We start from the raw sequence: 19,497 nt of genomic DNA, 5'->3' as shown, positions 1-19,497 counted from the left end.
CCGCTAGATGGCACGGCGATACGACACCAACGACGCGACCGACCGCATCACCGGTCTGCGCGAGGCCGGGTCCGCCGTCCGCCGGGGCGAGCTGGTCGTGCTGCCGACCGACACGGTGTACGGCATCGGCGCCGACGCCTTCAGCGCCGACGCCGTCGCGGAGCTGCTGGACGCCAAGGGCCGCGGGCGCAACATGCCCACCCCCGTCCTCATCGGCTCCCCGAACACCCTGCACGGGATCGTCACCGACTTCTCCGAGATGGCCTGGGAACTCGTGGACGCCTTCTGGCCCGGCGCCCTCACCCTGGTCGCCAAGCACCAGCCCACCCTGGCCTGGGACCTCGGCGACACCCGGGGCACCGTCGCCGTGCGGATGCCGCTGCACCCCGTCGCCATCGAACTGCTGACCGACGTCGGCCCGATGGCCGTCTCCTCCGCGAACCTCACCGGCCACCCCGCCCCCGAGGACTGCGACGCCGCCCAGCGGATGCTCGGCGACGCCGTCTCCGTCTACCTCGACGGCGGCCCCACCCCCGGCATCGTGCCGTCCTCCATCGTGGACGTCACCGGGGAGGTGCCCGTCCTGCTGCGCGCCGGCGCCCTCGACGCGGACGAGCTGCGGAAGGTCGTACCCGGCCTCGAGGTGGCCAATTGACGGCCCCTGAGGGGCGTGGCATAGGCACGCGGGCCGTCGGTACGGGGGACACGTTCCGCATACTCCACGTCAGCACCGGCAACGTCTGCCGCTCGCCCATGACCGAGCGGCTGACCCGGCACGCCCTCGCGGGGCGGCTGGGCGACCCGCTCGGCGGCGGCGTCGTGGTGGAGAGCGCCGGCACCTGGGGCCACGAGGGCGCGCCCATGGAGTCCAACGCCGAGACCGTCCTCGCGGACTTCGGCGCCGACCCCAGCGGCTTCACCGGCCGGGAACTCCTCGACGACCACGTCATCCGCGCGGACCTGGTGCTCACCGCCACCCGCGACCACCGGGCCCAGGTCATCTCCATGGGGCACTCGGCGGGACTGCGCACCTTCACCCTGAAGGAGTTCACCCGGCTGGTGCGGGCCATCGACCCGGCGACCCTGCCCGACCCGCGCGACGAGGGCGTCGTCCAGCGCGCCCGCGCCCTGGTGCGGGCCGCCGCCGCGCTGCGCGGCTGGCTGCTCGCCCCGTCCGCCGACGCCGACGAGGTGTTCGACCCGTACGGGGCGCCGCTGCCGTTCTTCCGCTCCATCGGGGACGAGATCCACGAGGCCCTGGACCCCGTCGTCACCGCGCTGACCGGCGTCAACGCCCGCCGCTGACCGGCCGCCGGGCCGGGCGTCCGGCGGCGGCATACAGTGGAACCGGACGCGCCCCCCGCGCCCGGCGGAGGCCGTCCGACGGAGGCCGTCATGACGGTCGTGCGGCACGATCCCGGCGGCCGGACCGGTCGGACCGGCCGGGCCGCCCCCTCCGACGACCCCCCGCGCGCGGAACCCTCACCCGGGAGCCCCTCACCCGGGGGCTCCACGCCCGGGGGCTCCACGCCCGGGGACCCCTTCCGCGCGGACCTCTTCCGCGAGGACCCGGAGGTGGCCGGAATCCTCGCGGCCGAGCGGGCCCGGCGGCGCGACGGCCTCCAGCTCACCGCCGCCGAGAACTTCAGCTCGCCCGCCGTCCTCGCCGCCCTGGGCTCCGCCCTCGCCGACAAGTACGCCGAGGGCCATCCGGGCCGCCGCTTCCACGGCGGCTGCGAGATCGCCGACGCCGCCGAACGGCTCGCGGCACAACGGGCCCGGGCGCTCTTCGGCGCCGACCACGCGCAGGTCCAGCCGGACTCGGGCTCCGCCGCCGTACTGGCCGCCTACGCCGCGCTGCTGCGCCCCGGGGACACCGTCCTGGCGCTCGGCCCGCACGACGGCGGACACCTCACCCACGGCTCGCCCGCGAACTTCTCCGGCCGCTGGTTCGACTTCGTCCCCTACGGGGTGGACCCCGCCACCGGCCGCACCGACCCGGACGCCCTGCTCGCCCTGGCCCGCCGGACCCGGCCGAGGGCGATCGTCTGCGGCTCCACCGCCGCCTCCCGCCACCCGGACCACGCGGCGTTCCGCGCCGTCGCCGACGAGGTCGGCGCCTTCCTGATCGTGGACGCCGCCCATCCGACCGGGCTGATCGCCGGGGGAGCGGCCCCGAACCCCGTCCCGTACGCGGACGTGGTCTGCGCGACCACCCACAAGGTGCTGCGCGGCCCCCGGGGCGGGCTGCTGCTGTGCGGGGCGGACCTCGCGGAACGGATCGACCGGGCGGTGTTCCCGTTCACCCAGGGCGGCGCCCAGATGAACGCGGTCGTGGCGAAGGCCGTCGCGTTCGGCGAGGCCCAGACCCCCGCCTTCACCGCGTACGCGCACCGGGTCGTCGACAACGCCCGGGTGCTGGCCGCCGCCCTGGACGCGGAGGGACTGCGGATCGCCACCGGAGGCACCGACACCCATCTGATCGTCGCCGACCCGCTCCCGCTCGGCCCCGACGCCCGCACCGCCCGGGGACTGCTGGCCGCCGCCGGCGTCACCCTCGACACCTGCGCCCTGCCCGGCACCGACCGCCGCGCGCTGCGGCTGGGCACCGCCGCGGTCACCACCCAGGGCATGGGCGCGCCGGAGATGGCGAGGATCGCGGTACTGTGTGCCGCGGCGCTGCGCGGCAAGATCGTCGGGACGTCCGTCCGCGACGGGGTCCGCACCCTGGTCCACGGCTTCCCGCCACCCGGGGACCGGTGAGGGCGGGACGGGGTCCGCGCGGGCCGGGACCGGACGGCGGCGGTGGGAGCCGCCCGCCGACCGTGCGACGATGCTCGCTATCCGGCCGTCCCACCCGCCCGCGCCCGGAGCTAGGCTGTGGGGCTGAGCTGGCCGAAGACACTTGTGGGGAAGCCTGTGCGTGAATACCTGCTGACGCTCTGTATCACGGCCGCGGTCACCTACCTGCTCACCGGCCCGGTGCGGAAGTTCGCCATCGTGGCCGGGGCGATGCCGGAGATCCGCGCCCGTGACGTGCACCGGGAGCCCACGCCCCGGCTCGGCGGGATCGCGATGTTCTTCGGGCTCTGCGCGGGCCTGCTCGTCGCGGACAACCTCACCAACCTCAGCGAGGTCTTCACCGAGTCCAACGAACCCCGCGCCCTGCTCTCCGGGGCGGCCCTGATCTGGATCGTCGGGGTGCTGGACGACAAGTACGAGCTGGACGCGCTGATCAAGCTGGGCGCCCAGATGATCGCCGCGGGCGTCATGGTGATGCAGGGCCTGGCGATCCTGTGGCTGCCGATCCCCGGCGTCGGGATGGTCGCGCTCACCCAGTGGCAGTCCACGCTGCTGACGGTGGCGCTGGTCGTCATCACCATCAACGCGGTCAACTTCGTCGACGGTCTCGACGGTCTCGCCGCGGGCATGGTGTGCATCGCGGCCCTCGCGTTCTTCCTCTACGCCTACCGCCTCTGGTTCGGCTACGGGGTGCAGGCCGCCGCCCCGGCGACGCTGTTCGCGGTGCTGCTGGTGGGCATGTGCCTCGGCTTCCTGCCGCACAACATGCACCCCGCGCGGATCTTCATGGGCGACTCGGGATCGATGCTGATCGGGCTGGTCCTGGCGGCGGGCGCCATCTCCATCACCGGCCAGGTGGACCCGGACGCCCTCACCACCGAGGACGGCGGCTTCGGCCAGGTCCGCGAGGCGGTGCACGCCACCGTCCCCGTCTACATCCCGCTGCTGCTGCCGCTGACGATCATCGCGATCCCCGCCGCCGACCTGGTCCTGGCGATCGTCCGGCGCACCTGGCGCGGCCAGTCGCCGTTCGCCGCCGACCGGGGCCATCTGCACCACCGGCTCCTCGACATCGGCCACTCGCACAGCCGCTCGGTGCTGATCATGTACTTCTGGACGGCCCTGATCTCGTTCGGGACGCTCGGGTACTCGGTGAACGCCGCGTCCATGTGGATCGTGCTGGCGGTCGCGGTACTCAGCGCGGTCGGTCTGGTGCTGCTCCTGCTGCCCCGGTTCACCCCCCGGGCGCCCCGCTGGGCGGAGAGCTTCGTCCCGCCCCGGTACCGCCGACGGAAGGTGGTACCGGCCACCGGCGAGAGCGTGGAACCGGCCACCGGACCCGTCGCCGAACCGTCCTCCGAGACCCCGGGAACGGCGGAGACGGCCGCTTCCGGGCCCGGGGCGACGGAGCCCTCGACGGGGTCCGGGACGGCGTCCGCCGCGCCTTCCGTCACCCGTGGCCGGGCGGGGGCGAAGCCGCACGGCAGCACCGCCCTCTCCGAGCGGACACAGACCCCGGCGGCCCCTGCCCGCACCCGCGCCCGCGAGCGCACCTGACCTCTCCACCGGTCCAACTTCCTTCCGCCATACGGCGGTTAGGTGGCCGGAAAGCGTCGATCAGATGGCCGTGGGGTGACCTCCGTCCCGCTCGCGGGCGTTCCGGCGGCCCCGTTCCCCCGTGTGCGCACCGTGCGGGACGGGCCACCCTGTGTGGTCCGTCGAGGCGTGAGGGCGCCCCGGGGCGGTCCCCGAGTGGTGTGCACCGATCACTTTGCGTTGACGGCGAAGGTAAGGATCTGGCTAAGGGGAGACCAAGTCCCGCCAGGCGAAGCGCCCTATTACCAGACAGACCGACCTCGGTGCCGCACAAACGAGCCGGTTCACTCTCATGTGCGACACCTGGCACACTTCACAGGTAAAGACCTCATCAAATAGTTTGTGATACCGTTCACGAGAACCCGGGACAACACCAAGGGGCCGTAGTGCGACGGCCTGTCGGAGTCGAGTTTCTGTCTCGATTTCCGGGTTTACGCTCGTCCATGACGACACCTGCCCCCATCCAGTAAGCGGAGTTGCCGCCATGCCGTCCCAAGACGCACGCACCGTCCTCCATGCCGCCGTACCCACCGCTGCCGTGGGTGCCATCGCCGCAGGCGTCAGCGCCGCGGTCGCCGGGGGCAAGGGAGCGATCGGAGCGGCGGTGGCGACCGTCGTCGTGATCCTCTTCATGGGTATCGGGCTCGTGGTGCTCCTGCGCATCGCGAGGTCCCTCCCGCAGCTGTTCCAGGGCATGGGTCTGATGCTCTACACGACGCAGATCCTGTTGCTCTTCGTGTTCATGGCCACGTTCAAGGACACCGACCTCTTCAACCCGAAGACGTTCGCGGCCACGCTCGTCGCCACCACGCTCGCGTGGATCGGGGCGCAGGCCCGCGCCCATATGAAGGCCAAGATTCTCTACGTGGAACCCGAGGATTCAAAGGCTGAGAAGCCCGCGAAGACCGGTTCCCCGTCGTGAGGGGTAGGGCCGGTATAAGGGCGGGACGGACTTACTGCTATCGTCCGGTGCCAACTGCGGCATCGCGGGCGCGGGCATCCAAGCTGACGCCTGCTCTAGCGCGAGGCTTGATGCCCGACCGCCGCCCCCACACCCGTAACACCAGTCCAGTGCCGTATTGCGGCTGCGCGCCGCGCCGACACAACGAGGTTGCCGTACCTATGCGCCACGAAGGAGCCCGCGGTGAGTGCTGATCCGACGCAGGTGCTCGCCTTCGAGACCGACTGCCACATCTTCGACGGTTGTGGTTTTCCGGCTCCCGGCCTGCACTCGTTCCTGTTCAAGCCCATCTGGGGCGACGCGGACAGCAACCTGTACTTCAACAAGCCGATGCTGCTCGCGATCCTCGGATCGATCATCATCGTCGGTTTCTTCTGGGCCGCCTTCGCCAAGCCGAAGGTCGTCCCCGGCAAGCTCCAGATGATCGCCGAGACCGGCTACGACTTCGTCCGTCGCGGCATCGTGTACGAGACGATCGGCAAGCGCGAGGGCGAGAAGTACGTCCCGCTGATGGTCTCGCTGTTCTTCTTCATCTGGATCATGAACCTCTGGGCGATCGTCCCGCTGGCACAGTTCCCGGTGACCTCGATCATCGCTTACCCGGTGGTCCTGGCCCTGATCGTCTACGTCGTCTGGGTCTCGCTCACCTTTAAGCGCCACGGGTTCGTGGGCGCCTTCAAGAACTTCAGTGGCTACGACAAGTCGCTCGGCGCGGTGCTTCCGCTGGCCATGACGATCGAGCTGTTCTCGAACCTGCTCGTCCGGCCCTTCACGCACGCCGTGCGACTCTTCGCGAACATGTTCGCGGGCCACACCCTGCTGGTGCTCTTCACCATCGCGTCCTGGTACCTGCTCAACGGCATCGGCATCGCCTACGCGGGCGTCTCGTTCATCATGACCCTGGTCATGCTGGCCTTCGAGCTCTTCGTCCAGGCCCTGCAGGCGTACGTCTTCGTGCTCCTGTCCTGCAGCTTCATCCAGGGCGCGCTCGCCGAGCACCACTGAGCGCCCACGCTCCCGGCTCAGAACCCGTCCGGTGGCCAACCCCCACCGGTCCGTAAAGAAAAGGAAGAACTGGCATGTCCCAGACTCTCGCCGCTGTCTCCGGTGACCTCAAGGCTCTCGGCTCCATCGGCTACGGCCTCGCGGCCATCGGCCCCGGCGTCGGCGTCGGCATCATCTTCGGCAACGGTACGCAGGCCCTCGCCCGCCAGCCCGAGGCCGCCGGTCTGATCCGCGCCAACCAGATCCTGGGCTTCGCCTTCTGTGAGGCGCTCGCCCTCATCGGTCTGGTTATGCCGTTCGTCTACGGCTCCTGATCCAGCCGACAGTCAGCCCACTAGACGAAAGGCACTGATATGAGCCAGCTGCTCATTCTGGCGGCCACCGAGGAGCAGAACCCCCTCGTTCCGCCGATCCCTGAGCTCGTCATCGGCCTGATCGCCTTCGTCATCGTCTTCGGCATCCTCGCCAAGAAGCTCCTCCCGAACATCAACAAGGTTCTGGAAGAGCGCCGTGAGGCCATCGAGGGCGGCATGGAGAAGGCCGAGGCCGCCAAGACCGAGGCCCAGAGCGTGCTGGAGCAGTACAAGGCCCAGCTCGCCGAAGCCCGGCACGAGGCCGCGCGACTGCGTCAGGACGCGCAGGAGCAGGGTGCCACGCTCATCGCCGAGATGCGCGCGGAAGGCCAGCGGCAGCGCGAGGAGATCGTCGCCGCCGGTCACGCGCAGATCGAGGCCGACCGCAAGGCCGCCGCGCAGGCGCTGCGCCGGGACGTCGGTCAGCTTGCCACCGAACTGGCCGGCAAGCTCGTCGGGGAGTCCCTTGAGGACCACGCCCGGCAGAGCCGCACCATCGACCGGTTCCTCGACGAGCTCGACGTGAAGGCCGAGGCCGCCCGGTGAGTGCGCTGCACGGAGCCAGCCGTGAGGCTCTGGCCACGGCACGTGAGCGTCTCGACGCGCTGACGGACAACACGTCCGTCGACGCGACGCGGCTCGCTGACGACCTGGCCTCGGTCACCGCGCTGCTCGACCGCGAGGTGTCCCTGCGCCGGGTCATCACCGACCCGGCGCAGTCCGGGGACGCCAAGGCGGGCCTGGTCGGCCGCCTCCTGGACGGTCAGGTCAGCGGCGAGACGGTCGACCTGGTCTCCGGCATGGTGCGGTCCCGCTGGTCGCGTTCGCGCGACCTGGTGGACGGCCTGGAGGAACTGGCGGACACCGCCGACCTCACGGCCGCGCAGCGGGCGGGCACGCTCGACGACGTGGAGGACGAGCTGTTCCGGTTCGGCCGGATCACCTCCTCGGACACCGGGCTGCGCTCCGCCCTCACCGACCGGTCCGCCACGGCGGCCGCCAAGGAACAGCTGCTGAGCACCCTGCTCGGCGGCCGTGCCCGGGCGCAGACCACGCGACTGATCACGCGACTGGTGACCCGGCCCCGGGGACGTAGCCTGGAAGCGGGACTCGAGTCCCTGTCCAAGCTCGCCGCGGACCGTCGTGGCCGCATGGTCGCGATCGTCACCTCGGCCGTCCCGCTGAGCGATCAGCAGAAGCAGCGTCTGGGTGCGTCCCTGGCGAAGCTGTACGGCCGCGAGATGCACCTGAACCTGGACGTGGACCCCGCGGTCCTCGGCGGAATCCGGGTGCAGGTCGGTGACGAGGTCATCAACGGCGCCATCGCCGACCGCATCGACGAGGCCGGCCGCCGCGTGGCCGGCTGAGCAACAGAACAACGTACGTCCGACGGCCCTGGTTGGGCCGTGCAGAAGGATTCCTGGGGGTCGCCCCCAGACCCCCAAAGAACTTCGGGCCCAACAAGGAGAGCAGGGAACCCAGATGGCGGAGCTCACGATCCGGCCGGAGGAGATCCGGGACGCGCTGGAGAACTTTGTCCAGTCGTACCAGCCGGACGCGGCCTCGCGCGAGGAGGTCGGTACGGTCACCCTTGCCGGCGACGGCATCGCGAAGGTCGAGGGACTTCCCTCGGCCATGGCCAACGAACTGCTGAAGTTCGAGGACGGCACCCTCGGCCTCGCGCTCAACCTCGAAGAGCGCGAGATCGGTGCCATCGTCCTCGGCGAGTTCAGCGGCATCGAGGAGGGCCAGCCGGTGCAGCGCACCGGTGAGGTGCTCTCCGTCGCGGTGGGCGAGGGCTACCTCGGCCGCGTCGTCGACCCGCTCGGCAACCCGATCGACGGCCTCGGCGACATCGAGACCAGCGGTCGTCGCGCCCTTGAGCTGCAGGCCCCCACGGTCATGCAGCGCAAGTCCGTGCACGAGCCGATGGAGACGGGCTACAAGGCCGTCGACGCGATGACCCCGATCGGCCGCGGCCAGCGTCAGCTGATCATCGGTGACCGCCAGACCGGCAAGACCGCCCTGGCCGTCGACACCATCATCAACCAGCGCGACAACTGGCGCTCCGGTGACGTGAACAAGCAGGTCCGCTGCATCTACGTCGCCATCGGCCAGAAGGGCTCCACCATCGCGTCCGTGCGACGCGCCCTGGACGAGGCCAACGCGCTGGAGTACACCACCATCGTCGCCGCCCCGGCGTCCGACCCGGCGGGCTTCAAGTACCTGGCCCCCTACACCGGTTCGGCCATCGGCCAGCAGTGGATGTACGAGGGCAAGCACGTCCTCATCATCTTCGACGACCTCTCGAAGCAGGCCGACGCCTACCGCGCCGTGTCCCTGCTGCTGCGTCGTCCGCCGGGCCGTGAGGCGTACCCCGGTGACGTCTTCTACCTGCACTCCCGTCTGCTGGAGCGCTGCGCCAAGCTCTCCGACGAGATGGGCAAGGGCTCGATGACGGGCCTCCCGATCGTGGAGACCAAGGCCAACGACGTCTCGGCGTTCATCCCGACCAACGTCATCTCCATCACCGACGGCCAGTGCTTCCTGGAGTCCGACCTGTTCAACGCCGGTCAGCGCCCGGCCCTGAACGTCGGCATCTCGGTCTCCCGCGTCGGTGGCTCCGCCCAGCACAAGGCGATGCGCCAGGTGTCCGGCCGGCTCCGCGTCGACCTGGCCCAGTTCCGTGAGCTGGAGGCGTTCGCCGCCTTCGGTTCCGACCTGGACGCCGCGTCGAAGGCGCAGCTGGAGCGCGGTCAGCGTCTGGTCGAGCTGCTGAAGCAGGCGCAGTACCAGCCGATGGCCACCGAGGACCAGGTCGTCTCCGTGTGGGCCGGTACCACCGGTCGCATGGACGAGGTCCCGGTCGCCGACATCCGTCGCTTCGAGACCGAGCTCCTCGACTACCTGCACCGCGACGAGCAGGGTCTGATGACCTCCATCAAGGAGGGCGGGAAGATGTCGGACGACACCATCACCGCCATCTCCGACGCGGTCGCGGCGTTCAAGAAGCAGTTCGAGACCTCGGACGGCAAGCTGCTCGGCGAGGACGCGCCTGCCGTCAACGTCTCCAAGTGACGTAGGAAGGGACCTGACTCATGGGAGCCCAGCTCCGGGTCTACAAGCGTCGCATCCGATCCGTCACCGCGACCAAGAAGATCACCAAGGCGATGGAGATGATCGCCGCCTCGCGTGTCGTCAAGGCGCAGCGCAAGGTGGCGGCCTCCGCGCCGTACGCGACCGAGCTGACGCGCGCGGTCACGGCGGTGGGAACGGGTTCGAACACCAAGCACCCGTTGACCACGGAGGCGGAGACGGCGACCCGTGCCGCGGTGCTGCTCCTCACGAGCGACCGCGGTCTGGCCGGCGCCTTCAACTCCAACGCGATCAAGGCCGCGGAGCAGTTGACCGCGCGCCTCGAGGCGGAGGGCAAGGAGGTCGTCACGTACATCGTCGGCCGCCGTGGTGTCGCCCACTACAACTTCCGTGAGCGCAAGGTCGCGGAGCAGTGGACCGGCTTCACCGACGAGCCCACGTACGCGGACGCCAAGAAGGTCGCCGGACCGCTCATCAGCGCGATCGAGCGGGACACGGCCGAGGGCGGGGTCGACGAGCTGCACGTCGTCTACACGGAGTTCGTGTCGATGATGACGCAGAGCGCGATCGACGACAGGCTGCTGCCGCTGAGCCTGGAGGAGGTCGCCGAGGAGGCGACCACCAAGGGCCAGATCCTGCCGCTGTACGACTTCGAACCCTCGGCGGAGGACGTCCTCGACGCCCTGCTGCCGCGGTACGTCGAGAGCCGGATCTACAACGCGCTGCTCCAGTCGGCCGCTTCCAAGCACGCCGCCACCCGGCGTGCGATGAAGTCGGCCACCGACAACGCGGGTGAGCTGATCAACACGCTCTCCCGACTTGCCAACGCGGCCCGCCAGGCCGAAATCACCCAGGAAATCAGCGAGATCGTCGGCGGCACCGCTGCCCTTGCCGACGCGAACGCGGGGAGTGACAGGTAATGACGACGACAGTTGAGACGGCCGTTGCCACGGGCCGCGTCGCCCGGGTCATCGGCCCGGTCGTCGACGTGGAGTTCCCCGTCGACGCCATGCCCGAGATCTACAACGCCCTTCACGTCGAGGTCGCCGACCCGGCCAACGAGGGCGAGAAGAAGACGCTGACGCTCGAGGTCGCCCAGCACCTCGGCGACGGCATCGTCCGCTCGATCTCGATGCAGCCCACCGACGGCCTGGTCCGCCAGGCCCCGGTGACGGACACCGGCAAGGGCATCACGGTGCCGGTCGGCGACTTCACCAAGGGCAAGGTGTTCAACACCCTCGGCGAGGTGCTGAACCACCCCGAGGAGAACGCCAACGTCGGCGAGCGCTGGGCGATCCACCGCCAGGCCCCGGCCTTCGACCAGCTCGAGTCGAAGACCGAGATGTTCGAGACCGGTCTGAAGGTCGTCGACCTCCTCACCCCGTACGTCAAGGGTGGAAAGATCGGTCTGTTCGGTGGTGCCGGTGTCGGCAAGACCGTGCTGATCCAGGAAATGATCATGCGTGTCGCCAACCTCCACGAGGGCGTCTCCGTCTTCGCGGGCGTCGGCGAGCGCACCCGTGAGGGCAACGACCTCATCGACGAGATGGAGGAGTCCGGCGTCCTCGACAAGACGGCGCTGGTCTTCGGTCAGATGGACGAGCCCCCGGGCACCCGTCTGCGCGTGGCCCTCGCCGGTCTGACCATGGCGGAGTACTTCCGCGATGTGCAGAAGCAGGACGTGCTGTTCTTCATCGACAACATCTTCCGCTTCACCCAGGCCGGTTCCGAGGTGTCGACCCTGCTCGGCCGGATGCCCTCCGCGGTGGGTTACCAGCCGAACCTGGCCGACGAGATGGGTCTCCTCCAGGAGCGCATCACCTCGACCCGTGGTCACTCGATCACCTCGATGCAGGCGATCTACGTCCCCGCGGACGACCTGACCGACCCGGCCCCGGCCACCACCTTCGCCCACCTCGACGCGACGACGGTGCTCTCCCGTCCGATCTCGGAGAAGGGCATCTACCCGGCCGTGGACCCGCTGGACTCGACGTCCCGCATCCTGGACCCGCGGTACATCGCGAAGGACCACTACGACGCCGCCATGCGCGTCAAGACGATCCTTCAGAAGTACAAGGACCTCCAGGACATCATCGCGATCCTCGGCATCGACGAGCTGGGCGAGGAGGACAAGCTCGTCGTCCACCGTGCCCGTCGCGTCGAGCGCTTCCTGTCGCAGAACACCCACGCCGCCAAGCAGTTCACCGGCGTCGACGGGTCGGACGTGCCGCTGGACGAGTCCATCGCCGCGTTCAACGCGATCTGTGACGGCGAGTACGACCACTTCCCGGAGCAGGCGTTCTTCATGTGCGGTGGTCTCGAGGACCTCCGCAACAACGCCAAGGAGCTGGGCGTCTCCTGAGCCCCCGTGCTCGGGGCGAGGGGGCCGCGCCCGGCCCCCTCGCCCACGCCTCTACACTTTTGACCCAACACCCGGCACGTCCGCCGGGTGGTGACCCGAGGAGCACCCTTGGCTGCTGAGCTGCACGTCGAGCTGGTCGCCGCGGACCGTAGTGTCTGGTCCGGCGAGGCCACCCTGGTCGTCGCGCGCACCACCTCCGGCGACATCGGCGTCATGCCCGGTCACCAGCCGCTGCTCGGTGTGCTGGAGTCGGGCCCGGTGACGATCCGGACCACGGAGGGCGCCACCGTCGTGGCCGCCGTCCACGGCGGGTTCGTTTCGTTCGCCGACAACAAGCTGTCGCTGCTGGCCGAGATCGCCGAGCTGTCGGACGAGATCGACGTCCAGCGCGCCGAGCGGGCGCTGGACCGCGCGAAGAGTGACGCGGACGCCGCCGCCGAGCGACGCGCCGATGTCCGCCTGCGTGCGGTGGCGGTGCGCTGACCTGGCGCATTGTGTGACATGACTCAGCCGCGGCACGGTCCGGAGACTCTCCGGCCCGGGTCGCGGCTGAGGCGATGCTGGATCCATTCCGCTGTTCCGTTACTGATGAGGCGAGGAGGTCGATGCCGATGCTCCTCGCTCTTCTCGTAGGCGGTGTCGCGCTGGTCGTGCTGGTTGTGGTGGGGCTCTTCGCCTTCGGGCTGCGGCGAAGACTGATCCAGCGGTCGGGGGGCACCTTCGACTGTTCCCTCCGCTGGGACGCGCCCGTTCCCGTCGAGGAGGACGGGGACGGGGAGGGCGCCGCCGACACCTCGGGCAAGGGGTGGGGGTACGGCATCGCGCGGTACAGCGGCGACCGGATCGAGTGGTTCCGGGTCTTCTCGTACGCGCACCGGCCGCGCCGGGTGCTGGAGCGTTCCGCGATCGAGGTCATCGGCCGTCGGGCCCCCGAAGGCGAGGAGGAGCTGGCGCTGCTCTCCGACGCGGTGGTCCTGGCCTGCGCCCACCAGGGCGTCCGGCTGGAGCTGGCGATGAGCGAGGACGCCCTGACCGGCTTCCTGGCGTGGCTGGAGGCCGCGCCGCCCGGACAGCGGGTGAACGTCGCCTAGAGGCTCGTCCCGGCATTCGTCAGACTGACACGAATCACTTCCGCGGGTGGTCCCCGTGGGCCGTCCCCCTCCGCCGCGGCGGTGGCGGGGACGACCCACGGGGACCACTCGTTTCCGCGTCCGGTCCGGTTCCTCCGCGGGTCCTGTCACCTGACGGTCGCCGTCCCCCGCCGGTTCCGCTTCTCCGCTCCGGTGCCAGCTTCCCCGTCAGTGCTTCTCCGCCCTCCGGTCCCTGCCCCTGCCCCGTACCACGGGCCGGACGGCGGGACCTCGTGGACCCGTGGTGCCGGTCGGTGCGGAGCCCTGCCGGTGGTTCCGGCGCGGCCCCGGACATGAGTGTGCCCGGTACGCGCTGGGCGTACCGGGCGGGAAGCCGGGGAGGCGGGGGGCGTTCCTGACTCCCCGGCTTCGTCTCTGCGGCCGGTCTGGGACCGGCCCGCCGTGGCCGGGGGCGCCGATGTGGGACCGGCACCCCCGACGACGGGTTTACTTCAGACCGGCGTCGAGCGCGGTGATGAGCTCGCCGTTGGCGGTGTCGCCGTCAGCGGACCAGAAGAAGGCGCCGCCGAGCTTCTGGTTCTTGGCCCACGCCATCTTGGTCTTGATGGTGGCGGGGGTGTCGTAGCTCCACCAGTTGTTGCCGCACTTGGCGTAGGCGGTGCCGGCGATGGTCCCGGTCGACGGGCAGGTGTTCTTGAGGACCTTGTAGTCCTCGATGCCCTGCTCGTAGGTGCCCTGGGCGGGCCCGGTGGCGGTGCCGCCCGGCGCGTCCTGGGTGACGCCCGTCCAGCCGCGGCCGTAGAAGCCGATGCCGAGCAGGAGCTTCTTGTCCGGAACGCCCTGGGCCTTCAGCTTGCTGATGGCGTCAGCGGAGGTGAAGCCCTCCTTCGGGATGCCGTTGTACGTCGTCAGCGGGGAGTGCGGGGCCGTCGGGCCCTTCGCCGCCCAGGCGCCGAAGAAGTCGTACGACATGACGTTGTACCAGTCGAAGGACGCGGAGGCGCCGGCGTAGTCGGTCGCGTCGATCTTGCCGTTGGCGGAGCCGTCAGCGGTGATCGCGGCGGTGACCAGGTTGTTGGCACCGAACTTGGCACGGGTGGCCGAGGCCAGCTTCTTCAGGGCGTCCCGGCCGCTGGTGTCACAGGTGAGACCACAGGCGTTCGGGTACTCCCAGTCCAGGTCGATGCCGTCGAAGACATCGGCCCAGCGGGGGTCCTCGACCATGTCGTAGCAGGACTGCGCGAAGGCGGTCGGGTTCTGCGCGGCCTGGGTGAAGCCGCCGGACCAGGTCCAGCCACCGATGGAGAAGAGGATCTTCAGGTGCGGGTACTTGGCCTTCAGCTTGCGCAGCTGGTTGAAGTTACCGCGCAGGGGCTGGTCCCAGGTGTCCGCGACACCGTCGACGGACTGGTCCGCCGTGTACGCCTTCTCGTAGTCCGCGTACGCGTCGCCGATGACACAGCGACCGTTCACGACGTTGGCGAACGCGTAGTTGATGTGCGTGATCTTCGCCGCGGTACCGGAGGTGTCCAGGTTCTTCACGTGGTAGTTGCGCCCGTAGACGCCCCACTGGGTGAAGTAACCCATCTTGATCTGCTTGCCGGGGTTGCCGCCCGGGTCGCCACCGGTGGTGCGGACCGCGACGGCGCCACTGACCGGACCGGTCTGGTTGCCGGTGTCACGGGCCTGCACGGTGAAGGAGTAGTCCGTGCCCGCCACGAGCTTGTTGTCCGTGTAGGTCACGTCGCCGGTCGCGGGGTGCGGGACGGTCGCGACCGTCGCACCGTCACGGATGACGTCGTACTCCTTGACGCCCTTGTCGTCCTTCGAGGGCGCCCACGTCAGCTTGGCCGAGGTGTCCGTCACGGCGGAGGCGGTCGGGGTGCCCGGAGCCGTGGGGGGCTCGTCACCCGGGACGACCACGCCGTCACAGGAGTTGCCGTTCAGAGAACAGTTGCTGGGGGAACCCGGGCCGATGCCGTTGAACCCGAAGGTGAGCGACTTGCCCGGGTCGATCGACCCGTTCCAGCCGAGGTTCTTCGCGGTCCAGCGGTTGCCGTTGTTGGTGACGGTGGCGTCCCAGGCCGAACCGACCTTGGTGCCAGTGGGGAAGTCCCACTCCACGGTCCAGGAGCTGAGCGCGGTGGTACCGGTGTTCTTGATGGTCCAACTGCCGCCGAAACCGCTGCCCCAGTCCTGGGTCTTGGTGAAGGTGGCGGTGGCACTGGTCGCCGCAGCGGCCGGCGTAGCCAGGCCGACCATAGCGGCAAAGGGCAGTGCCAGGGTCGCGAGCCCTGCCACAGCCTTGTGTCTGAAGCGCATGCTGCGCCTCCTTGGGATGAGTCCGGTATGTGGGGATGGTGGAACCCAAACCTGCGCCGCCCGTGAGTACGCGCCGTAATGGCTCTCATGGCCATGACACGCTCACCGCAGTGCCGCGAGAATAGAAAGGTCTGGACCATCGGTCAAGAGGTCTGGACCAGAGAGGAGAGGGGTTCGCAGGTCAGGGCGTTGGGAACACCAAGACTTCCCCAACTGACGCCTGCTCACCATCCGTCACACAAGACGGTGATGCCCCCCGGTCTCTTCCAACTCCCGGCTTCGCGACCCACTGTGACACTCCGGGGCGCGCCGCACGCGCCACTTCCGGGTATCGCCCGCCGCCGGGGACCGTACGGAACGCGTCATCCCAGGTCCGGGGCGGTGGGTGGCGCTCGTCACACCGGGGCTGAGGGGGCGCCGGCGCCGTCACCGGGTGTTTCCGTCACCGGCCGTCCCGGTCGGTGACGTCGCGTCGGTTCCGGGCGCCGGCGGGGTGCCGACGCGTCCGGTGGGGGCGTCCGGCGGGGTGGGCGGCGGGGTGCGGTGCGCCTCCGCCGGCCGGGGCGCGGTTCCGGGGCCGGACGCTCACGGTGGGTCAGCGGCGCGGGGCCCGGGACGTCAGCACAGGCCCAGCTCCCGGGCGAGCACCGCCGCCTGCACCCGGCTGCGCAGCGCCAATTTCCCCAACATCCGGCTGACATGCGTCTTGACCGTCGCCTCGGCCATCTCCAGCCGCACCGCGATCTCCGCGTTGGACAACCCCTCCCCGAGGCACCGGAACACCTCCCGTTCCCGTCGGGTGAGCGGGTCCAGCACCGTCAGGTCCGGCGCGGGGACACCGAGGCCGGGGCGGGGGCTGGCGAACTCCGCGATCAGCCGCCGGGTCACCGCCGGGGCGATCATCCCCTCGCCGCGTCCCACGGTCCGCACCGCCGTCAGCAGCTCCCGGGCCTCGCTGTTCTTCAACAGGAACCCCGAGGCCCCGGCGCGCAGCGCCCCGAACACGTACTCGTCCAGGTCGAAGGTGGTCAGGACCAGGACGTCCGCCAGCGACTCCGCGACCACCTGCCGGGTCGCGGACACCCCGTCGAGCACCGGCATCTGCACGTCCATCAGCACCACGTCCGGCCGTAGCTCCCGGGCGAGTTCGACGGCCCGCTGCCCGTTCTCGGCCTCGCCCACCACCTCGATGTCCGGCGCGCTGCCCAGGATGAGGACCAGTCCGGCCCGGACGGCGGACTGGTCCTCGGCGACGAGTACACGGATCATGGGGTCACTCTCCTTGGCCGGACGGGACCGATGGGTCACCCGTGCCGGACGTGTCTCTCGTGCTGGACGTGCCGGACGCGCTGTTCGGGGCGCCCGGCGGGTCGGACGGGCCGGTGGTGCCGTTCTCGGGGCCGGTGGCGTGGACCGGGAAGACCGCGCGGACGTGCCAGACCTTGCCGTCCGCCAGGCAGGCCGGTGCGCCCGGGACGTCGGGGCCGGTGCCGCCGTCGGGACTCCCGCCCCGGCCGGTGCCGTCCGGGCCCCCGCGCACCGCCTCCGGGCCCGCCTGGAAGCTGCCGTCCAGCAGCGCCACCCGCTCCCTCATGCCGATCAGTCCGGCCCCGGAGCCGGGCGCCCGGGGACCGTCCCGGTGCCCGAACGGGCTGATGACCGCCACGGTCAGGGCGTGGGCGTCACGGGCCAGCCGGACCCTCACCCGGCCGGGCGCGGCGTGCTTGAGGGCGTTGGTCAGGGACTCCTGCACGATCCGGTACGCGGCCAGTTCCACCGGCGCGGGCAGCCGGGACCCGTGCGGGGGGCGCGCGTCCTCCAGCGTGACGTCCAGCCCGTTGGCGCGGGCCCCGTCGACCAGCGCCTCCAGCCCGTCGAGGGTGGGTGCCGCCGCGGGCTCCAGATCCCCGGAGGAGTCCCTCAGCAGCCCGATCAGACGGCGCATCTCGGCCAGCCCGGCGACGCTGTTCTCCCGGATGACGCCCAGCGCGGTCCGGCTGGTGGACTCGTCGTCCAGGGAGAGCGCGGCCGTCGAGTGGATGGCGATGGCCGACAGGTGGTTGGCGACCATGTCGTGGAGTTCACGGGCCATCCGGGCGCGTTCGGCGCTCACCGCCTGGGTGCGGTCCATCTCGGCGAGCAGCGCGGTCTGCTCGGCGCGCAGCCGCTCGGCCTCCGCGATCTCCCGGTTGTTGCGGACCAGCACCCCGGTGGTGGCGGGGAAGACGGAGACCACGGCCGTCATCACCCCGATCAGCAACGCCTCGGGGCTGCGGAACCAGGCCAGGAAACCGATCGTGGCCGCCACCGAGATCAGTACGCACCGCACCGGGATGCGGCGGGCGTCCGTGGGCGTGCCGTAGAGGACGGCCGCGTAGACGAGGTCGGTGAACATCACCAGGGTCGCCAGGCTGCCGGTGGTGAACTGGTCGGCGACCAGCGCGAGGGTGCCGATCTTGAGCGCGAGCGACGGCCGGATCTGCCGCTGGGTCTCCATCGCCGCCATCACGATCAGCGGCACCAGGACCCAGGCCCCGCCGAGCGGCCGGTCCGGCTGGGTGTGCAGTCCCAGCGCCCACATCACCAGCCCGCCGAGCAGCCCGGACAGCCCGACGACGTTGCCGAGCCGCTGGGCGTCGGCCGTCAGGAACGGGGGCAGTCGGCGGCTGCGCCGGTTCCAGGGGGCGGGCGAATCGGACGAGGACGGCATACCCCCTATCCAACACGCACCCGGCCGCGCGGTCATCGCCGGACGGTCGGAGCGGGGCGCGGCGGCAGTACACCCAAGGATGCAGTGGCACCTCGGCCCCGGTGACGACGATCCGGGCCGTTCCGGAGCCGAGCATGGGAACAGGCCCGGCGGGGAGCGTCCGGGGTCACACGGGGTCGACGGAGGAAGCGGACCGTGATCGTCACACTGATCGTCATTTGTGAGGTCGGTTTCTGGGTCCTGCTGGGGCTCGGGCTGGTCCTGCGGTACCTGGCGGGGATGCCCCGGCTGGGCGCGGCCGTGCTGCTGTGCGAGCCGCTGCTCGAAGTGGTGCTCCTCGTCGTCACCGCAGTCGATCTGAGCAACGGGGCGGAACCGGACTGGAAGCACGGGCTCGCCGCGCTCTACATCGGCTTCACCGTCGGGTACGGGCACTACATGATCACCCGGGTGGACGCCCGCTTCCAGCACCGGTTCGCGGGCGGTCCGCCGCCGGTCGCGCCCCCGAAGTACGGGCGGGCCCGGGCCCGCCACGAGTGGTCGCTGTGGGTGCGGACGCTGGTGGCCGCCGTGGTGGCCTGCGCGCTGCTCCAGGGCGCCGTCTGGTACGTGGGGGACTCCGGGGACGTCTCGTCGCTGCGGGGCTGGCAGGGCGCGGCCGTCAGGGCCGCCCTCATCCACGGGATCGTCGCCCTCGTCTACACCGTCTGGCCCGCGAAGGCCCCGTCGGGTGGTGACGCGTCCGGAGGCGGCGCGTCCGACCGCGACCCCTCGGACGGCTCCCCGCCGGACGGCCCCCGGCCGGGCGGTCCGGTGGACGGGAAGTCCATGGACGTCGGGTCCCGGAGGGACTGAGGTACCGAGGTGCTCGGACGCCCGGGGAGTGTCTGACGGACACCCCCTGGGGGCCGGGCCCGGGGAACCGGTCCCTCCGGCGGGGGCTCGGGGTGCCCGGCGGTTGTGCCGGGCGAGGGCGTGGAACGAGAGCTTGGGCTCCCAGCGGTAGGGCGAGCGCGGGTCGGAGTGCTCCCGGCGGATCGCCTTCACCACGGAGAAGGAGCCCGTGTCCAGGTCGCGGCGGGGGTCCGCGGAGTGGGGCAGGTCCGGCGCGACGAACCCGTACACGGTGGACGCGAGGAAGCCCTCCCGGTCGAAGACCCGGAGCATGTTCGCGAGGTGCGCGGCCTGCTCCCGCTCGT

The 19,497-nt window shown here is 70.7% G+C and carries 18 protein-coding genes; 15 read left to right on the top strand and 3 right to left on the bottom strand.

Annotated features, from left to right (window positions below):
* Window positions 1-7: 7 nt before the first annotated feature.
* The 14 genes from ACVWNX_RS09420 to ACVWNX_RS09355 all read left to right on the top strand — a co-directional run bounded on the left by ACVWNX_RS09420 (window position 8) and on the right by ACVWNX_RS09355 (window position 13,266).
* Complete coding sequence (locus ACVWNX_RS09420) at window positions 8-655, top strand: L-threonylcarbamoyladenylate synthase (protein WP_454413444.1); 648 nt, start codon at window positions 8-10, stop codon at window positions 653-655.
* The gene (locus ACVWNX_RS09415) at window positions 652-1,305 is read left to right on the top strand and encodes an arsenate reductase/protein-tyrosine-phosphatase family protein (RefSeq protein ID WP_454413443.1); all 654 of its coding nucleotides are present in this window, start codon (window positions 652-654) and stop codon (window positions 1,303-1,305) included. Before ACVWNX_RS09420 ends, ACVWNX_RS09415 begins: the two co-directional genes overlap by 4 nt.
* A 90-nt stretch (window positions 1,306-1,395) precedes the next feature.
* Complete coding sequence (locus ACVWNX_RS09410) at window positions 1,396-2,763, top strand: serine hydroxymethyltransferase (RefSeq protein ID WP_454413442.1); 1,368 nt, start codon at window positions 1,396-1,398, stop codon at window positions 2,761-2,763.
* A gap of 156 nt (window positions 2,764-2,919) precedes the next feature.
* Entirely contained in the window at window positions 2,920-4,359 is a 1,440-nt protein-coding gene (locus tag ACVWNX_RS09405) for an MraY family glycosyltransferase (RefSeq protein ID WP_454413441.1), read from the top strand.
* A 523-nt stretch (window positions 4,360-4,882) separates the two neighbouring features.
* Complete coding sequence (locus ACVWNX_RS09400; RefSeq protein WP_454413440.1) at window positions 4,883-5,320, top strand: hypothetical protein; 438 nt, start codon at window positions 4,883-4,885, stop codon at window positions 5,318-5,320.
* Window positions 5,321-5,542: 222 nt separating this feature from the next.
* Window positions 5,543-6,364 carry a F0F1 ATP synthase subunit A gene (gene atpB, locus ACVWNX_RS09395; RefSeq protein WP_454413439.1) on the top strand — a complete coding sequence of 274 codons (822 nt, stop codon included), beginning with the start codon at window positions 5,543-5,545 and terminating at the stop codon, window positions 6,362-6,364.
* Between the two features lie 74 nt (window positions 6,365-6,438).
* The gene (locus ACVWNX_RS09390) at window positions 6,439-6,678 is read left to right on the top strand and encodes an ATP synthase subunit c family protein (protein ID WP_383783703.1); all 240 of its coding nucleotides are present in this window, start codon (window positions 6,439-6,441) and stop codon (window positions 6,676-6,678) included.
* A gap of 39 nt (window positions 6,679-6,717) precedes the next feature.
* Entirely contained in the window at window positions 6,718-7,263 is a 546-nt protein-coding gene (locus ACVWNX_RS09385) for a F0F1 ATP synthase subunit B (protein ID WP_454413438.1), read from the top strand.
* A 5-nt stretch (window positions 7,264-7,268) separates the two neighbouring features.
* Window positions 7,269-8,084 carry a F0F1 ATP synthase subunit delta gene (locus ACVWNX_RS09380; RefSeq protein ID WP_454414686.1) on the top strand — a complete coding sequence of 272 codons (816 nt, stop codon included), beginning with the start codon at window positions 7,269-7,271 and terminating at the stop codon, window positions 8,082-8,084.
* A gap of 115 nt (window positions 8,085-8,199) precedes the next feature.
* Entirely contained in the window at window positions 8,200-9,795 is a 1,596-nt protein-coding gene (gene atpA, locus ACVWNX_RS09375; RefSeq protein WP_454413437.1) for a F0F1 ATP synthase subunit alpha, read from the top strand.
* A gap of 20 nt (window positions 9,796-9,815) precedes the next feature.
* The gene (locus ACVWNX_RS09370; RefSeq protein ID WP_454413436.1) at window positions 9,816-10,733 is read left to right on the top strand and encodes a F0F1 ATP synthase subunit gamma; all 918 of its coding nucleotides are present in this window, start codon (window positions 9,816-9,818) and stop codon (window positions 10,731-10,733) included.
* Complete coding sequence (gene atpD, locus ACVWNX_RS09365; protein ID WP_454413435.1) at window positions 10,733-12,175, top strand: F0F1 ATP synthase subunit beta; 1,443 nt, start codon at window positions 10,733-10,735, stop codon at window positions 12,173-12,175. Before ACVWNX_RS09370 ends, atpD begins: the two co-directional genes overlap by 1 nt.
* A gap of 108 nt (window positions 12,176-12,283) precedes the next feature.
* On the top strand, window positions 12,284-12,658 hold the full coding sequence (locus tag ACVWNX_RS09360) for a F0F1 ATP synthase subunit epsilon (RefSeq protein WP_454413434.1): 375 nt from the start codon (window positions 12,284-12,286) through the stop codon (window positions 12,656-12,658).
* Window positions 12,659-12,786: 128 nt separating this feature from the next.
* Window positions 12,787-13,266 carry a DUF2550 domain-containing protein gene (locus ACVWNX_RS09355; protein WP_454413433.1) on the top strand — a complete coding sequence of 160 codons (480 nt, stop codon included), beginning with the start codon at window positions 12,787-12,789 and terminating at the stop codon, window positions 13,264-13,266.
* A gap of 486 nt (window positions 13,267-13,752) precedes the next feature.
* Here ACVWNX_RS09355 and ACVWNX_RS09350 read toward each other — a convergent pair whose 3' ends face one another.
* From ACVWNX_RS09350 to ACVWNX_RS09340, 3 genes are all read right to left on the bottom strand, one after another.
* Complete coding sequence (locus ACVWNX_RS09350) at window positions 13,753-15,588, bottom strand: glycosyl hydrolase family 18 protein (RefSeq protein ID WP_454413432.1); 1,836 nt, start codon at window positions 15,586-15,588, stop codon at window positions 13,753-13,755.
* 618 nt (window positions 15,589-16,206) lie between these two features.
* Entirely contained in the window at window positions 16,207-16,857 is a 651-nt protein-coding gene (locus tag ACVWNX_RS09345) for a response regulator (protein ID WP_454413431.1), read from the bottom strand.
* Between the two features lie 4 nt (window positions 16,858-16,861).
* Complete coding sequence (locus tag ACVWNX_RS09340; RefSeq protein ID WP_454413430.1) at window positions 16,862-18,298, bottom strand: sensor histidine kinase; 1,437 nt, start codon at window positions 18,296-18,298, stop codon at window positions 16,862-16,864.
* A 195-nt stretch (window positions 18,299-18,493) separates the two neighbouring features.
* Between ACVWNX_RS09340 and ACVWNX_RS09335 the strand changes: the two genes are divergently transcribed.
* A complete protein-coding gene (locus ACVWNX_RS09335) occupies window positions 18,494-19,153 on the top strand; it encodes a hypothetical protein (RefSeq protein WP_454413429.1) in 660 nt (219 codons plus the stop codon).
* Window positions 19,154-19,497: the final 344 nt, after the last annotated feature.

The sequence above is a fragment of the Streptomyces sp. JNUCC 64 genome (assembly GCF_054484115.1).
Note: the sequence above shows the minus strand (reverse complement) of the source record. Positions and strands in the feature narration are given on the sequence as shown.

What these genes read in the sequence shown, in the direction of transcription:
- ACVWNX_RS09370 (WP_454413436.1), top strand. Translation starts at nt 9,816, where the DNA reads ATGGGAGCCCAGCTCCGGGTCTACAAGCGTCGCATCCGATCCGTCACC.
- atpA (WP_454413437.1), top strand. Translation starts at nt 8,200, where the DNA reads ATGGCGGAGCTCACGATCCGGCCGGAGGAGATCCGGGACGCGCTGGAG.
- ACVWNX_RS09410 (WP_454413442.1), top strand. Translation starts at nt 1,396, where the DNA reads ATGACGGTCGTGCGGCACGATCCCGGCGGCCGGACCGGTCGGACCGGC.
- ACVWNX_RS09420 (WP_454413444.1), top strand. Translation starts at nt 8, where the DNA reads ATGGCACGGCGATACGACACCAACGACGCGACCGACCGCATCACCGGT.
- atpD (WP_454413435.1), top strand. Translation starts at nt 10,733, where the DNA reads ATGACGACGACAGTTGAGACGGCCGTTGCCACGGGCCGCGTCGCCCGG.
- ACVWNX_RS09390 (WP_383783703.1), top strand. Translation starts at nt 6,439, where the DNA reads ATGTCCCAGACTCTCGCCGCTGTCTCCGGTGACCTCAAGGCTCTCGGC.
- ACVWNX_RS09340 (WP_454413430.1), bottom strand. Translation starts at nt 18,298, where the DNA reads ATGCCGTCCTCGTCCGATTCGCCCGCCCCCTGGAACCGGCGCAGCCGC.
- ACVWNX_RS09400 (WP_454413440.1), top strand. Translation starts at nt 4,883, where the DNA reads ATGCCGTCCCAAGACGCACGCACCGTCCTCCATGCCGCCGTACCCACC.
- ACVWNX_RS09350 (WP_454413432.1), bottom strand. Translation starts at nt 15,588, where the DNA reads ATGCGCTTCAGACACAAGGCTGTGGCAGGGCTCGCGACCCTGGCACTG.
- ACVWNX_RS09385 (WP_454413438.1), top strand. Translation starts at nt 6,718, where the DNA reads ATGAGCCAGCTGCTCATTCTGGCGGCCACCGAGGAGCAGAACCCCCTC.
- ACVWNX_RS09345 (WP_454413431.1), bottom strand. Translation starts at nt 16,857, where the DNA reads ATGATCCGTGTACTCGTCGCCGAGGACCAGTCCGCCGTCCGGGCCGGA.
- ACVWNX_RS09355 (WP_454413433.1), top strand. Translation starts at nt 12,787, where the DNA reads ATGCTCCTCGCTCTTCTCGTAGGCGGTGTCGCGCTGGTCGTGCTGGTT.